This window comes from Geobacillus thermodenitrificans subsp. thermodenitrificans DSM 465, from assembly GCF_000496575.1.
GTDB lineage: Bacteria > Bacillota > Bacilli > Bacillales > Anoxybacillaceae > Geobacillus > Geobacillus thermodenitrificans.
Genome location: NZ_AYKT01000011.1, coordinates 1 through 15608 on the forward strand (window position 1 = coordinate 1; position 15608 = coordinate 15608).

Here is a 15608-nt window from a genome sequence, read left to right on the forward strand (position 1 = left end):
CCACATCGGCAAAATGAGCAACAACAGCCATAGCTGTTTATGCTTTGTTTTTGTCAACCAATAGGCAGTTGGATAACCGATCAATAATGATACAATGGTAATTAAAAATGCGTACCAGAATGAATAAGCCATCATTTTCAAATAAATGGGCGTCAGCACTTTTTCATAATTGGCTATCGTCCACTGCCCATCAATATCCAAAAACGATTCATACACTAAAAACACGATCGGTGCGATAACAAACAAAACAAGCCATACGACGTAGGGGATCAAATACCAGTTCCGCCATGCCCGTTCCATTCTACGTCTCCTTTCTCCCTCTCGACTTGCATGACATGAATCGCCTCTGGTTCAAACCGGAGACCGACCGTTTCCCCCACTTCTGCTCTTCTTGTCGAATGAACAAGCCATTCGTTGCCGTTTTCATCGTAGCCGCAAATTTCATAATGAACACCGCGAAAGAGCAGCGAATCGACACGAATGACGATCTGACCATCTTTCGGCGCCACAAGTTCCAAATCTTCCGGTCGGATGACAACGTCGACCGGTTCATTAGGCGCAAAACCATGATCAACACAAACGAAACGCTGTCCGGCAAACTCGACAAGAAAATCTTCGATCATGCGCCCCGATAAAATGTTCGATTCCCCAATAAAATCGGCGACAAACCGATTGACTGGTTCATCGTAAATCTCTTTTGGTGTACCGAACTGCTGGATTTTCCCTTTATTCAAAACGAATATATAATCCGACATAGCCAACGCTTCCTCTTGGTCATGCGTGACGAACACGAACGTGATTCCCAATCGGCGCTGCAGCTCCCGCAACTCGTACTGCATTTCCGTGCGCAGCTTCAAATCCAAGGCCGATAGCGGCTCATCCAAAAGCAGCACTTCCGGCTCATTCACGATCGCCCGCGCAATCGCAACGCGCTGACGTTGGCCGCCGGACATTTCTTGAATGCGCCGGCGCTCATACCCTTCCAAGTTGACAAACCGGAGCGCTTCACTCACCTTTTGGCGAATGTCGGCTTCTTTCATCTTTTTTATGCGCAAGCCAAAGGCGACATTTTCAAATACGTCCAAATGCGGAAACAAAGCATAATCTTGAAACACTGTATTGACTTGCCGCTTGTTTGGTGGGACGTCATTCATCGGCTTCCCATGGAAATAAACGGTGCCATCAGTTGGCTCAATAAACCCGGCAATCAGCCGCAAAATCGTCGTCTTCCCGCATCCCGACGGCCCAAGTAATGTATAAAACTTTCCTCTCTCCATCTCAAAACTAACATCATCCAATACCGCTGTCCCATCATATTCTTTTGTCACATGGTCAAAGCGGATGATTTCTTGTCTGCTCACCTTTGCACCCCCTACCCTTTCCATTTCCATCATTCCTAATTAGAACATATGAATGACAAAAGGGCAATGGAAAAATCATGACGGGCATTAGTAAAAATCAATAAGGGAGAACAAAAGCAACAGAACCCCCCCTCAACTTGGAATGACGGGCTTCCCATGGTTCATATCGCCTTGAAAGCTTTGCGATTTCAACTAGCAAACTCCTCATCCCACTCTTCACCGATATTCCCGCCTTGCCAAGCAGAAAGAAGATTGATTCCGATGCCTGCACATCAATAAAGTCAAACATGATACCCCTCAACGCTAAGGCGACTGCGACAGCGAGCAACAGAAAATGAACAACCACTCCTAAGTGCTTTCGCCGAAGGAAGACAACTGTCAAAATAGCATTCAACATGACGAGCGAAAAAACAAAGATTCAGCGATCCTGCACTTCTTCCATAGACAGATGTTCATACATGTTAGCAACACCTTTCATTACGATGATCCTCCTCCAAACTCCCCTTCCCTTCGCCTCATTTTTTTCAATTTTCCCTCTTTACTGTATTGAACAATTTCAGAAAATGCGCTAAATTATAGAGTAATAGTCAGAACATTGCCCAACAACTGCATACAAACATTCTTATCAAGAGAGGGGGAGGGACTGGCCCGGTGAACCCTCAGCAACCTGGCCGCGGCCAAGGTGCTAAATCCAGACAGGCGGAAGCCTGGAAGATAAGAAGAAGCGAATGACAAGTCTTCTTCTTAGAAGGCTTTTTTCTTTTTATTTACGGAGAAACGGGGGGATCGGAACGTGGGATTGCTTGATGAGTTAAAACAACGCGTGTTGATCGCTGACGGGGCGATGGGGACGCTTCTATATTCCCATGGTATTGACCGTTGTTTTGAAGAATTGAATCTATCAAAACCAGAAGAAATCGTCCATATTCACGAGGCATATATCGCGGCGGGCGCTGATGTCATCCAGACGAATACATACGGCGCCAACTATGTAAAACTCGCCCGCTACGGCCTTGAGGACGAGGTGCCGTCCATCAACCGGGCGGCGGTGCGGCTCGCCAAGCAAGCGGCGAACGGGCGGACGCACGTACTCGGAACAATCGGCGGACTGCGCACATTGAACAAAAGCGCTGTGCCGCTTGAGGAAGTGAAGCGGACGTTCCGCGAGCAGCTGTTTGTCTTGCTTGCTGAGGGAGTGGACGGCGTGCTGCTTGAGACGTATTACGATTTAGAAGAGTTAGAGACGGTGCTCACCATCGCCCGCAAAGAGACAACCTTACCGATCATCGCCCACGTATCGCTTCATGAAGTTGGCGTCTTGCAAGACGGCACGCCGCTCGCTGATGCCCTCGCACGCTTAGAAGCGCTTGGCGCCGATGTTGTCGGGCTGAACTGTCGGCTCGGGCCTTACCATATGCTTCAGTCGCTGGAAGAAGTACCGCTGCCAACGCGCGCCTTTTTATCGGCGTACCCGAACGCGAGCCTCCCCGACTACCGCGACGGTCGGCTCGTCTATGAGACAAATGCCGAATATTTCGAGGAAACGGCTAAAGCGTTTCGTGACCAAGGGGTGCGCTTAATCGGCGGGTGCTGCGGCACGACGCCAAAACATATTGAAGCGATGGCTCGGGCGCTTCAAGATCGGAAACCCGTGACGAAAAAAACGGTAAAACGGCGTGCCGTGTCAGTATCAGTGCAAGCCGACAACCCGTCGGCAGTAACGCCGCTTCCAGAATTAGCCCGCACGCGCCGCTCGGTGATCGTTGAGCTCGACCCGCCAAAACAATTAGGTATTGACAAGTTTCTCGTCGGAGCCAAAGCGCTCCATGATGCCGGCATTGATGCACTAACGCTCGCTGACAACTCGCTCGCCACGCCGCGCATCAGCAACGTCGCGGTCGGCTCAATCGTGAAAGAACAACTCGGCGTCCGTCCACTCATCCATATTACGTGCCGTGACCGCAACTTGATCGGCTTGCAGTCGCATTTAATGGGGTTGCATACGCTCGGCATTACCGATGTGCTCGCTATTACCGGCGACCCATCGAAAATCGGTGACTTTCCTGGAGCAACATCGGTGTATGATTTATCATCGTTCGACTTAATCCGCTTAATCAGCCAGTTTAACGAAGGACTGTCGTACTCCGGCAAACCGCTCGGGCAAAAAACGAACTTCTCAATCGGCGCAGCGTTCAATCCGAACGTCCGCCATTTAGATAAAGCCGTTGAACGCATGGAGAAAAAAATTCAATACGGCGCTCATTATTTCTTGACCCAACCTGTTTATTCAGAAGAGAAAATCGTTGAGGTGTACGAAGCGACGAAGCATCTTCACACACCGATCTACATCGGCATTATGCCGCTTGTGAGCGCGCGCAACGCCGACTTTTTGCATCATGAAGTGCCGGGCATTACGCTTTCCGATGAGATTCGCGCCCGCATGGCGGCGTGCGGCAACGACCCAGTCGAGGCAACGCGCGAAGGAATTGCCATCGCCAAAGCGCTTATTGACGCTGCATTCGACTTGTTTAACGGCATTTATTTAATTACGCCGTTTTTGCGTTATGACATGACGGTTGAGCTCATCCGCTACATTCACGAAAAAGAAGCGGCCGCCAAAGAAAGGAAGGTTGTTCATGGCTAACATCACCTTAGAACAGCAACTACAGCGAAAAATTCTTGTCATCGACGGCGCCATGGGGACGATGATCCAAAGCGCCAACCTATCAGCATCTGATTTTGGCGGCGAGGCGTACGAAGGGTGCAACGAATATTTGACCCTCACCGCCCCGCATGTCATCCGCCATATTCATGAAGCGTACTTGGAAGCTGGCGCCGACATAATCGAAACGAACACGTTCGGGGCGACACGCATCGTGCTTGACGAATACGGCCTTGGGCATTTAGCGCTCGAACTGAACATCGAGGCCGCGAAACTGGCGAAACAAGCGGCCGAATTGTTCTCGACGCCGGACTGGCCGCGTTTTGTCGCCGGCTCGATGGGACCGACGACAAAGACGTTATCAGTGACGGGCGGAGCGACGTTTGACGAACTTGTTACCGCCTATGAAGAACAGGCACGCGGACTATTGTTAGGCGGTGTCGACCTTCTACTTTTGGAAACGTGCCAAGATACACTGAACGTCAAAGCGGGATTCATCGGCATTTCCAAAGCGTTTGAAGCCGTCGGCCGCCGCGTACCGCTTATGATTTCTGGAACGATTGAACCGATGGGCACGACGCTTGCCGGGCAGGCGATCGATTCGTTTTTCATCTCCATCCGCCATATGAATCCGATCGCTGTCGGCTTAAACTGCGCGACCGGTCCGGAATTTATGACCGACCATTTGCGCACGCTCGCCACGCTCGCCGACACAGCGGTCAGCTGCTATCCAAATGCTGGTCTGCCGGACGAAGAAGGGCATTACCATGAAACGCCGGACATGTTGGCAGAGAAAATTCGCCGTTTTGCTGAAAAAGGCTGGATCAACATTGTCGGCGGTTGTTGCGGCACGACACCGGACCATATTCGCGCCATTGCCGAAGCGGTGCGCGATCTTCCGCCGCGAGTCATCCCGTCTTCGTTTGACATACACGCTGTCTCCGGCATCGAGGCGCTCATGTACGATGAAACGATGCGCCCGCTCTTTGTCGGCGAACGGACGAACGTCATCGGCTCGCGCAAATTTAAGCGTCTCATCGCCGAAGGCAAGTACGAAGAGGCGGCAGAAATCGCCCGCGCCCAAGTAAAAAACGGTGCTCATGTCATCGACATTTGCCTTGCCGACCCAGACCGCGACGAACGGTACGATATGGAACAATTCGTCCGCCACGTGATCAAAAAAGTGAAAGTGCCGCTTGTCATCGACTCGACCGATGAGCGCGTCATCGAGTGCGCTCTCACCTATTCGCAAGGGAAAGCGATCATCAACTCGATCAACCTCGAAGACGGCGAAGAGCGGTTTGCGAAAATCGCACCGCTGCTTCACCAATACGGCGCTGCCGTTGTCGTCGGGACGATCGATGAACAAGGGATGGCCATCACCGCCGAACGAAAGCTTGAGATCGCCTTGCGCTCGTATGACTTGCTCGTGAACCGCTACGGCGTTCCGGCGCAAGACATCATTTTCGACCCGCTTGTTTTTCCAGTCGGCACCGGTGATGAGCAGTACATCGGTGCAGCAAAAGAAACGATCGAAGGCATCCGTCTCATTAAAGAGCGGCTGCCTGACTGTTTAACGATGCTCGGCATCAGCAACGTCTCGTTCGGCTTGCCGCCAGCCGGGCGCGAAGTGCTAAACTCTGTCTTTTTATACCATTGCACACAAGCTGGTTTGGATTATGCCATCGTCAACACCGAGAAGCTTGAGCGATTCGCCTCGATTCCAGAAAACGAAGTGCGGATGGCCGAGGCGCTCCTGTTTGACACAAGTGACGAAACGTTAAATGCATTTATCGAATTTTACCGAAGCAAAATCACAACCGCCAAACCGGTAGAGACGAACTTGAGCTTGGAAGAGCGACTCGCCCGCTACGTCATCGAGGGATCGAAAGACGGGCTTATTCCTGATTTGGAACAAGCACTTGAAACGTACTCCGACCCGCTGTCGATCATCAACGGCCCGCTCATGGCCGGCATGGACGAAGTCGGACGGTTGTTCAACAACAACCAGCTCATCGTCGCCGAAGTCCTACAAAGTGCGGAAGTGATGAAAGCGGCTGTCGCCTTTTTAGAACCATATATGGAAAAGAAAGAAGGAAGCACAAAAGGAAAAGTGCTGCTTGCCACTGTCAAAGGTGATGTGCATGACATCGGTAAAAACTTAGTCGACATTATTTTAAGCAACAATGGCTACGAGGTGGTCGATCTTGGCATTAAAGTCGCCCCGCAGCAACTGATCGAGGCGGCGCGCCAACACGAGCCAGACATTATCGGGCTATCAGGCTTGCTTGTCAAATCCGCCCAACAGATGGTCGTTACCGCCCAAGATTTGCGTCAAGCCGGCATTTCGACCCCGATTTTAGTCGGCGGCGCCGCTTTGACACGCAAGTTTACAGAAAACAAAATCGCGCCGGAATATGATGGAATCGTCTTGTACGCGAAAGACGCCATGGACGGGCTTGCCCTTGCCAACCAAATCCAACAAGGTACGATCGATTATATGAAAAAAGAAAGGGTAGAGAACGAACCGGCACGGGCGGTTGGTGCCGCCACAGCTGTCAAATCCAACGTCTCGACCGATGTCCCGGTCTATATCCCAGCCGACCTCGACCGCCACGTGCTGCGTGATGTACCGCTTGGGCACGTGTTGCCGTACGTCAACTGGCAAATGGTGCTCGGCCATCATCTCGGTTTGAAAGGAAAAGTGAAGCGGCTGTTAGAAGAAAAAGACGAAAAAGCGCTCGCCTTAAAAGCAGTTGTCGATGAATTGCTCGCTGAAGTGCAGGAGCGCGGCTGGATTCAGCCCGCAGGCGTCTATCGCTTTTTCCCGGCACAAAGCGACGGTAACCGCGTTTATATTTACGATCCTGTCGACCGGCAAACCGTGCTTGAGACGTTTGACTTCCCGCGCCAGCCGCGGGCGCCGTTCCTTTGTCTTGCCGATTATTTGAAATCAAAAGAAAGTGGGGAAATCGACTATGTCGGCTTCTTTGCTGTCACCGCCGGGGGCGGCATCCGTGAACTCGCCCAGCGCTGGAAAGACGAAGGCGAATTTTTGAAAAGCCATGCTATCCAAGCATTGGCGCTCGAGATCGCCGAAGGGTTCGCTGAACGCATCCACCAAATTATGCGCGACCGTTGGGGCTTCCCGGATGACCCGGACTTCACGATGGAAGAGCGCTTCGCCGCCAAATACCAAGGCCAGCGCTACTCGTTCGGCTATCCGGCCTGCCCGAACTTGGAAGATCAAGAAAAACTGTTCCGTCTCCTTCACCCGGAAGATATCGGTATCCGTCTAACTGACGGCTATATGATGGAGCCGGAAGCATCTGTCTCAGCAATTGTCTTCGCCCATCCGGAAGCAAGGTATTTCAATGTGTTATAAACAGAAAACGAGCTGGCTGAATCGGCCGGCTCGTTTTCCTATTTTTACGACAAACAGATCATCGGACAATGGGCTTAATCATCTTTATAATTGTTATAATCATGAATAAGTGTTTTGTCTATCACCAACTGCCATTCATCTCCCCCTGATTTCTGGCCTACGCCCTGTACGAAATTGAAGAGGGAGTCTTCTGTCGGAAAATGATAAACCATCGATTGAGGAAATCGCGATATGAAGTGAAACGTGGGTGGAAAACTACCGGCTCCTTCATCGTCTCTGTGCACATATTTCCCCTCCTCCGTTCCATACTAACGATGACAATACATGCCAAGGAGGAGAACATATGGTCACAAAGCAACAAACGACGCTGCCTCCGCAGCACCAGACACGCCAACCGGGTCTGCAAAGTGAAATGAACCCGCAGCCAGTCACCATCAAAGACACTTATCGAGGAAGCGGCAGGCTCGAAAATAAAGTCGCTATCATCAGTGGCGGTGACAGCGGCATCGGTCGGGCGGTCGCGGTTCATTTCGCTAAAGAAGGTGCCGATGTGGCGATCGTTTATTTAAACGAACATAAGGACGCCGAGGAAACGAAACGGCTCGTCGAACAGGAAGGAAGACGGTGTCTAGCCATTGCGGGAGACATCGGGGACGAAGCCTTTTGCAAAGAAGCGGTGAAACAGACCGTCGAGACATTCGGCAAGCTTGACATCGTCGTCAACAACGCGGCCGAACAGCACCCGCAGCCGAACTTGCTTAACATCACCGCCGCACAGTTAGAGAAAACGTTCCGCACGAACGTGTTCGGCTACTTTTTCTTAACGAAAGCGGCGCTCCCGCACTTGAAAAACGGGAGCACCATTATTAACACTGCTTCAGTTACCGCTTATGAAGGAAACGAGCAACTCATCGACTACTCGGCAACGAAAGGGGCAATCGTTGCTTTTACCCGTTCGCTCGCCAAAGCGCTCGTCGGCCAAGGCATCCGTGTCAACGGTGTCGCCCCAGGCCCCATTTGGACGCCGCTCATCCCATCGACATTCAAAAGCGAACAAGTCGCCACGTTCGGCGCCAACACCCCGATGAAACGGCCAGGCCAGCCGAGTGAAGTCGCCCCGTGCTACGTCTTTTTGGCGAGCGATGAATCGTCGTACATGATTGGGCAAATCCTTCACGTTGACGGAGGCAAATTCATTAGCGGCTGATGACAACGGCTTCCGTGAAATTGGCGGCCACTGTTCCAACACCTTTTCATAAAATTACGTTATCTTTTCTTACAAAAAAGTGGAATGATATGTAAAGAACCATTACGATAACATTATGATGTTCCTCTCCTTCGTTTCGAAGGTGCCCCTCTTCTCTTTGCCCGTCTCCATCACCAAAGAGACGGGCCGCTTTGTTTTCATATGGCTCAAAAAAATGATGTGGTCATTTGTTTTTAGGTAGGTATACAAAAAACATAAGAATGTCTTGAACATGATAAAGGAAGCGCTCTTGATGAATCGAGAAGACTGATGAAATGATTATTTTGTTCCTATTGATCGTTCTTGCATAAAGAAAAACAAGGTATCTGTTAGGTTTTTCGAATAGAAAAACTGCTTGATGGCGCTTTCTGACTTACTAAATCGACATATGGGCTGACAATGCTTTTTAGCATCAGTCCCACTTCTGTCAAATGGGTGTTAAAAAACCATCGGCCTATTGTTATGGGTTCAAAATTTATGAATGCATCAATTTAATTTAAAAAGCCCGCTCATCTCCTCGAACTGATGACGCCACAGCGCTTTTCACCGCTTTGACTTCATAATGACTCACTTCGACATTGAGAATGAACTCTGGCTTTGACTCATTACGTCTCGCTTTATGACTAGCGATATGGGCATCGCTTTTCTCCCATTTTTTCCAATGCTCTTCCGATTCCCATGTGACCAAAAGGATGACTTCGTCGTCACCACGGCGTCTTTTTTTGACTAAAATTTTCATATCGACAAATCCGTCTTGCTGTTCGACGATTCCCGGCTGGCTGAACCGTTCGACTACTTGATCTGCGTATCCTTCCGCTACCGTGATTTTGCGCATTTGAATAAACATCGGCATCTTCTCCCTTTCATTTTATGTGTAAATGTTCCGCTTACTTTTCCTCATTTTGGTCCTCTTTGCCTTGAGCTTCATCTGTGTTGCTAGACATCGGCATCATCTTTAATTCCTCTTCATGAATGTCAAACAGTTGAATGAACTCATTCATCACCATTTCAATCGCTTTCAGCTCTCCGGTCAACACCGGATGGATCGATTGCAGTTCCGGTGTTTGCAACTGCTGCTTCAACGTTGCACGCTTGACGTACAGACGTTCTAAAAATTCGAGCGCCCGCCTGCGACGGAACGTTTTAGCGCCGCGATGAGACCCTTGGCCCATTCGTTCTCGTTTCCACGAAGGACATCCATCAAGCGGCTTACCATGTTCGGGCCAAAAATGTCCCTCTCTTCCACGCATCATCGTTTTCTCCTTTCCACCCACTTTACTCTTTCACTCGCGCTACAGTCACACCATCGCCGATCGGGATGAACATAGCGTCAAGCTGAGGGTGAAGCGCTGCAGTTTCATTGAATTGCTTCATGATTTCTCCACGTCGTTCGAGGGCGCGCGGTGAACCGATGCCGCTGCCAGCCAATGTGTTGTCAGCAACGATGATCGCTCCCGGCTCCGCTAATTGGATGCAATAGTCGAGGTAATTAACGTAGTTATCTTTATCCGCATCAATAAAGAAAAAGTCAAAATGTTGGCGGTCCATAACGAGCGTCTTAAGACTCTCCAAAGCAGGACCGATGATGTACGTGACTTGACTGCCAAAACCGGCTTTTTCGAGATGGTGCTGCGCCAAACGCGCATAGTCTTCGACCAATTCAAGCGACGTTAACGTACCTTCAGGACCCATTCCTCGCGCTAAGCAAACACCGCTGTAGCCACCTAGCGCACCAATTTCAAGCACTCTTTTGGCGCCAGAGATGGCCACAAGCATCGTGAGCAACTTCCCGGTGGCCGGTGAGACGGAAATCGGCGGCAAACCACGGACCTCAATCGAACGAAGAATATTTGTCAGCACCTCATCTTGCGATCCAAACAGTTCATTCATGTAACGGTTCAGACGGCGAAAAACATCCAATCCATCTTGCGGATCAAACCGATGTTCCGGATGCATACAAGAGCTCCTCTCTTTTCAATACTCGTATACAATCGTATACAAACATTTCTTAATTGTCAAATTTTTTGTTTGCAACTATATTTATTTACAGAGAACGAGTCACTTTTCCTTCTTTATACAGGGGAAGAAAAAAGACGCCCATCCTTATGATGGACGTCTTTCCTTCAGTCATATCACCGCCTCGTACACGATCCCCGCTCAACGAGCCGGTGTGGGATGATGATGCGCTTGATCGGTTCATTTGGATTTTCGACTTTTTCGATTAAACTTTTCGCCGCTTCATAGCCGAGTTGGAAGATGCCAATATCGACGGAAGTCAACGGCGGGCGCGACATTTCGGCGAGCAAGGTGTTGTTGAAGCTGACGATCGACACATCTTCCGGAACGCGAAGACCAATTTCATCGAGCGTTTTGACCATCCCGAGCGCCATGAGGTCATCAGCAACGACAAGCCCGGTCGGCGGCTCGGCTAGAGAAAGCAGCTCCTTCATTGCCTCGCGGCCGCCTTCTTGCAAAAACTCTTCATGAACGACGTATTCCGGTCGGTACAACAGTCCAGCTTCACGCAGCGCCTCTTCATAGCCTTCTTGACGGTCGGCGGTCACAAAATATTGTGGATTGCCACCGACAAAAGCGATGCGCTCATGGCCATGGTCGATTAAATAGTTGGTGGCATCTTTTCCAGCTTGGACGTTGTCGTTATCGACATGGGTCACTTGTTCCGCTTTTTGGTGCGGTTTTCCAATGACAACGAACGGGAAGCCATGTTTTTGCAAGTATTTCATTAACTTGTCGTTCTGCCGCGAATAAAGCAAAATCACTCCGTCAACACGCCGCCCTTGCAACATCTCGATCACCCGTTCGTAAATGTCGCTTTCTTTTTCCCCGGTTGACATTTGCAAGGCGTACCGTTTTTCATGGGCAGCTTTGCTGATGCCGCGGATCACTTCCGGGAAAAACGGGTTTTGCAGCGCCTGATCAGCTGAGCTTGGCATGACGATGCCGATCACTTGCGTCGCTTGGCTTGCGAGGCTGCGGGCAATAAAATTTGGATGGTAGCCAAGCTCTTTCATTGCCTCGCGCACCCGTTGCTTTGTTTTCTCACTGATGCGCGGGCTATCGGCAATCACGCGCGAGACGGTCGACGGCGCGACATTGGCTCGTTTGGCGACGTCTTTAATCGTAACGGTCATATACTACCTCCTTTCTTTATTCATTTGTCCGTTTTGTTCGTTTTTTCACCATGTATAAAAACAAGATAAATAGTGCGTAAACCGCAACCATTGCAACGATAAACGGCACGTTAACTCCCGTTTTGTTCCGTAATTTGTACACTTCTGCTGTTTCACGATCCAAGACAATATCGTAGCCATCCTCATCGCCACGGACGAGGTCATCGAGCAAAAAGCCACGCAATTCCTTGTTTTTCGGCAGCTGTTCGTTCGTCAGATGAACGTGCTTCGTTTCACTCGTGTTGTTAATGGCAATGACCGTCGTTTCGTCTTTGTATTGGCGTTTAAACACCGCCATGCCGTCTTGTTCATACAACAACGTAAAATCGCCGCGCCGCAATGATGGCAACTGTTGGCGGAGCGGGCCCACTTTCTTTAAATAATCGATGATTTCTGGATCGGCACGGAAGTCCATCAGGCGGCGATTGTCCGGATCAGGACCTCCAGTCATCGCAATTTCTGTTCCGTAGTACATAATCGGAATGCCCGGCGCAGTGAACAAATACGTCATCGCTACTTTCATGCGTGAAATCGGATTGTTCCGATGATCAATGACGAGTTTCGTAAATCGGACGTTATCATGGTTGTCCAAAAATGATCCAAGCAAATACGGGCGGTCGTAAAATGTCTTGTTATACTCCCATACATCATAGAGCGGCCGAAGCGATGCATCACGTTTGGCAAGAGACTGCTTCACCGCACCGTACAGCGGGTAATCGACAAACCCGTCGATGCCATACTTTCCGTAATCAGCGATATAGCGCGGATCATCACTCCACACTTCGCCGAGGAGAAAAAAGTCTTTTTTTACCGCTTTCACTTCTTTCGCAAACTCTTGCCAGAACGATTTCGGCACATGGCGTACCGTGTCGAGTCGGTAACCGTCAATGTCGGTTTCTTTAATCCACCATTTGGCTGCGTCAATTAAATAGTTTTTTACTTCCGGATTTTCCTGCGCCAAATCGGGAAGTCCATACACCCAACCGTTTTCCACCTGCTCTTGGCTGTTCCAGTCGAAAATCTCTTTCTTCGGATGGAACCAATCTTTTTTCGCCGGGTCATGAAGCCACGGATGGTCGTAGCCGACATGGTTAGCCACGAAATCCAAAATCACTTTCATATCGCGCTTATGCGCCTCTTTGACGAGCGTCTTGAGGTCATCAAGCGTGCCAAAATGCGGGTCGACTTCGTAAAAGTCCTCGATCCAATAGCCATGATAGCCGCCCGGCCTGTTTTTAAAAATGGGAGTCAGCCAAATGGCAGTGAAGCCCATTTCTTTAATATAATCGAGCTTCGCTGTCACCCCTTTTAAGTCACCGCCAAAATACCCTTTTGGATCATTGACATTGACGTCTTGGTCGTTCGTTGAATCCATGTTGTTAAAACGATCGACCATAATAAAATAAATCGCTTCGTCTTGCCACGTCCGTTCTTCTTTTTCCGCCGCCGCAACCGGCATGGCATAAAAAAGAAGGAACGGAAGGATGAACAGCATAAAAAGCCGGTTCCCCATTTCCGTTTCCCTCCTTTACTGTCTGTTTTTTTCTGTTTGGAAACGGGTAAGCCCACTATTTATGATAGCGGTTCTTACCCTTTTGTGCCACCCGCTGTTAAGCCGGAAATCAAATACCGTTGCAGGAATAAAAAGACGATGGCAATCGGAGCGGCAATCAAAATGGAACCGGCAGCAAAGCGGGTAAAGTTGTTGGCAAATCGGTCACTGATAAAGTTAAACAACCCGACTGCCAACGTAAATTTCTCCGGATCGCGCAAGACAATGGACGGCAGTAAAAAGTCAGTAAACGGCGCCATGAAGTTAAATAAAGCGACAACGGCTAAAATCGGCTTAGCAAGCGGCAGCATAATGCGGAAAAAGACACCGAAATGGCCGGCTCCGTCTATGCGTGCTGCCTCGTCAAGCTCGCGCGGAATCGTGTCAAAATAACCTTTTACAAGCCAGGCGTTAAACGGGATTTGCCCGCCGACATAAATAAGAATGAGTCCCCAAAGTGAATCGAGCAAATGGAGCATATTAAGCAAAATATACAGTGCTACCATCGCCATGAGTGACGGAAACATTTGTAACACTAAAAACAAATACAGCCCCGTTTTTCTCCCGATAAACTTATAGCGTGAAAACGCATAGGCGATGAGCGCCGTAAACAAAACGGACAACGCCGCGTTGGCCGCCGCGACAAACAGGCTGTTTTTATACCAAAGTAAATAATTGCTATCCGGACTCGTAAACAGCCATTTGTAATGCTCAAGCGTCCATTTTTCCGGGATGATCGATGCTGAGTACAAACTTGTGCCCGGATTGAGTGACATGCTGATCGTCCACAGGAGCGGATAGGCGATGACGACAAACATAAACGCGATAAACAAGTAAATGAGCGCTACTTCTATGTGTGATTTCCATTTGCGGTTCATTAAATGTTCCCCTCCTCTTTAAAGGAACGGGTGCGCCGGAATTGATAGATGGCAAATCCGCTGACAATCAAACCGATGATGAGCGAGATCGCGGCCGCCATATTGTAGTTGTTCGTCGTAAACGTCAAATCGTACACCCACGAAATGAGAATGTCCGTCCCGCCAGCATTTTGCCCACGCACCGCCGGGCCGCCATCATTAAATAAATAGATGATATTAAAGTTATTAAAATTCCCAGCGTATTGCATGATTAATAGCGGTGCGGTCGCATACAGCACATGTGGCAAGGTAATCGATTTGAACTTTTGCCAGCGCGTCGCCCCGTCGATGTCGGCCGCTTCATACCAATCGCGGGAAATACTTTGCAAAACACCGGTAAATAACGCAAATACAAACGGGAACCCAAGCCACGTTTGAATTAAAATGAGCGCCACTTTCGTCCAAAACGGGTCGGTCATCCATGGGATGGACAATCCGAACAAGCTCAGCACTTCACGGTTAATCGCCCCGAATTTATCGTTAAACATCGCCGCAAACACTAAAATCGTGACAAACGCTGGCACGGCCCATGGCAAAATGAGCACCGTACGGATGAACCGTTTAAACTTAATGCGCGGATCGTTGACCAATAGGGCCAAGAACAACCCAAGAGCAATTTGCATCGTCGTCGCCACGACCGTCCACACAATCGTCCACGAGAGAACGCTGAAAAATGTGCTCTTCCAAATTGGGATCGACACTAAGTTTTTAAAGTTTTCAAATCCGACCCAATTCAACAAATGCCGCGGCGGCGAGTGGTACAAATTGTAGTCGGTGAACGCAAGCGACACCATAAACAACAGCGGCAGCACGACGATAAACAAAAGCATCACAAGTCCAGGCGTCACAAAGATGTACGGAAACCCTCGGTCCCACGCATTGCGGCATGATTCAATAAGCGAGGGGGCGGGCTCGCCACGCTGCCGCCGACGGGCGTCGTTGCGCGCATCAATGATGTTCGCAATGTGCAGCGCGACTGCAAAAGCGATGATGATGACCGAAACCAATCCTTGAATCAACAGAAAAATTGAGTGATCGAGCATCGGGATTTCCCCAAGCGTAACGAGTCCCCACAACCCGATGTTCAAAAAGTTATAAAATGTGATTAAAAAGGCTGCTTCAATGACAATAAATACAATCCCTTTGATATATCGACGGTTGTACAATTGACCAAGGCCAGCAAACAGCAATGACAACACCATCGCCACCGCCGGCCGATGACGAGCGCTTGCTTCCGACATCCGAACTCCCCCCTATTGATGGATAAGAATGGTGGATAGACATGAGCCTATCC

General features: G+C 49.7%; 11 protein-coding genes, 1 pseudogene and 1 riboswitch. Of the genes and pseudogenes, 3 read left to right on the top strand and 9 right to left on the bottom strand.

From position 1 onward, the window contains the following. Positions 1 to 300 (bottom strand): annotated as a pseudogene (locus DSM465_RS0111545) (ABC transporter permease); the annotation flags it as partial. Then, on the bottom strand, positions 270 to 1361 hold the full coding sequence (locus tag DSM465_RS0111550) for an ABC transporter ATP-binding protein (RefSeq protein WP_051358533.1): 1092 nt from the start codon (positions 1359 to 1361) through the stop codon (positions 270 to 272). The gene DSM465_RS0111550 and the pseudogene DSM465_RS0111545, both read right to left, overlap by 31 nt. A 619-nt stretch (positions 1362 to 1980) precedes the next feature. Continuing rightward, a riboswitch (SAM riboswitch) is annotated at positions 1981 to 2082 on the top strand. A gap of 72 nt (positions 2083 to 2154) precedes the next feature. Between DSM465_RS0111550 and DSM465_RS0111560 the strand changes: the two genes are divergently transcribed. The 3 genes from DSM465_RS0111560 to DSM465_RS0111575 all read left to right on the top strand — a co-directional run bounded on the left by DSM465_RS0111560 (position 2155) and on the right by DSM465_RS0111575 (position 8615). Then, positions 2155 to 4005, top strand: coding sequence for a bifunctional homocysteine S-methyltransferase/methylenetetrahydrofolate reductase (locus DSM465_RS0111560; protein ID WP_029761418.1), 1851 nt, complete (start codon positions 2155 to 2157; stop codon positions 4003 to 4005). Next, positions 3998 to 7408 (top strand): methionine synthase, encoded by a 3411-nt coding sequence (gene metH / locus DSM465_RS0111565; RefSeq protein ID WP_029761419.1) that lies wholly within the window; start codon positions 3998 to 4000, stop codon positions 7406 to 7408. The genes DSM465_RS0111560 and metH overlap by 8 nt, the downstream gene beginning before the upstream one ends. Before the next feature lie 343 nt (positions 7409 to 7751). Next, complete coding sequence (locus DSM465_RS0111575) at positions 7752 to 8615, top strand: SDR family oxidoreductase (protein ID WP_029761420.1); 864 nt, start codon at positions 7752 to 7754, stop codon at positions 8613 to 8615. Between the two features lie 535 nt (positions 8616 to 9150). Here the strand turns inward: DSM465_RS0111575 and DSM465_RS0111580 are convergent. The 7 genes from DSM465_RS0111580 to DSM465_RS0111610 form a co-directional block, all read right to left on the bottom strand. After that, positions 9151 to 9501, bottom strand: a complete 351-nt coding sequence (locus DSM465_RS0111580) for an antibiotic biosynthesis monooxygenase family protein (protein ID WP_029761421.1) — start codon at positions 9499 to 9501, stop codon at positions 9151 to 9153. Between the two features lie 40 nt (positions 9502 to 9541). Next, on the bottom strand, positions 9542 to 9826 hold the full coding sequence (locus DSM465_RS0111585; RefSeq protein WP_230459261.1) for a hypothetical protein: 285 nt from the start codon (positions 9824 to 9826) through the stop codon (positions 9542 to 9544). A gap of 103 nt (positions 9827 to 9929) precedes the next feature. Beyond that, positions 9930 to 10610, bottom strand: coding sequence for an O-methyltransferase (locus tag DSM465_RS0111590; protein WP_051358534.1), 681 nt, complete (start codon positions 10608 to 10610; stop codon positions 9930 to 9932). 176 nt (positions 10611 to 10786) lie between these two features. Continuing rightward, positions 10787 to 11806 carry a LacI family DNA-binding transcriptional regulator gene (locus tag DSM465_RS0111595; RefSeq protein ID WP_008879063.1) on the bottom strand — a complete coding sequence of 340 codons (1020 nt, stop codon included), beginning with the start codon at positions 11804 to 11806 and terminating at the stop codon, positions 10787 to 10789. A gap of 16 nt (positions 11807 to 11822) precedes the next feature. After that, entirely contained in the window at positions 11823 to 13358 is a 1536-nt protein-coding gene (locus tag DSM465_RS0111600; RefSeq protein WP_008879064.1) for an alpha-amylase family glycosyl hydrolase, read from the bottom strand. 74 nt (positions 13359 to 13432) lie between these two features. Next, positions 13433 to 14275, bottom strand: coding sequence for a sugar ABC transporter permease (locus DSM465_RS0111605; protein WP_008879065.1), 843 nt, complete (start codon positions 14273 to 14275; stop codon positions 13433 to 13435). Continuing rightward, entirely contained in the window at positions 14275 to 15555 is a 1281-nt protein-coding gene (locus tag DSM465_RS0111610; RefSeq protein ID WP_008879066.1) for a sugar ABC transporter permease, read from the bottom strand. Before DSM465_RS0111610 ends, DSM465_RS0111605 begins: the two co-directional genes overlap by 1 nt. Positions 15556 to 15608 lie beyond the last annotated feature (53 nt).

Excerpts from the sequence above, each read along its gene's own strand:
- metH (WP_029761419.1), top strand. The coding sequence starts at position 3,998 with ATGGCTAACATCACCTTAGAACAGCAACTACAGCGAAAAATTCTTGTC.
- DSM465_RS0111575 (WP_029761420.1), top strand. The coding sequence starts at position 7,752 with ATGGTCACAAAGCAACAAACGACGCTGCCTCCGCAGCACCAGACACGC.
- DSM465_RS0111580 (WP_029761421.1), bottom strand. The coding sequence starts at position 9,501 with ATGTTTATTCAAATGCGCAAAATCACGGTAGCGGAAGGATACGCAGAT.
- DSM465_RS0111585 (WP_230459261.1), bottom strand. The coding sequence starts at position 9,826 with ATGGGCCAAGGGTCTCATCGCGGCGCTAAAACGTTCCGTCGCAGGCGG.
- DSM465_RS0111590 (WP_051358534.1), bottom strand. The coding sequence starts at position 10,610 with ATGCATCCGGAACATCGGTTTGATCCGCAAGATGGATTGGATGTTTTT.
- DSM465_RS0111595 (WP_008879063.1), bottom strand. The coding sequence starts at position 11,806 with ATGACCGTTACGATTAAAGACGTCGCCAAACGAGCCAATGTCGCGCCG.
- DSM465_RS0111600 (WP_008879064.1), bottom strand. The coding sequence starts at position 13,358 with ATGGGGAACCGGCTTTTTATGCTGTTCATCCTTCCGTTCCTTCTTTTT.
- DSM465_RS0111605 (WP_008879065.1), bottom strand. The coding sequence starts at position 14,275 with ATGAACCGCAAATGGAAATCACACATAGAAGTAGCGCTCATTTACTTG.
- DSM465_RS0111610 (WP_008879066.1), bottom strand. The coding sequence starts at position 15,555 with ATGTCGGAAGCAAGCGCTCGTCATCGGCCGGCGGTGGCGATGGTGTTG.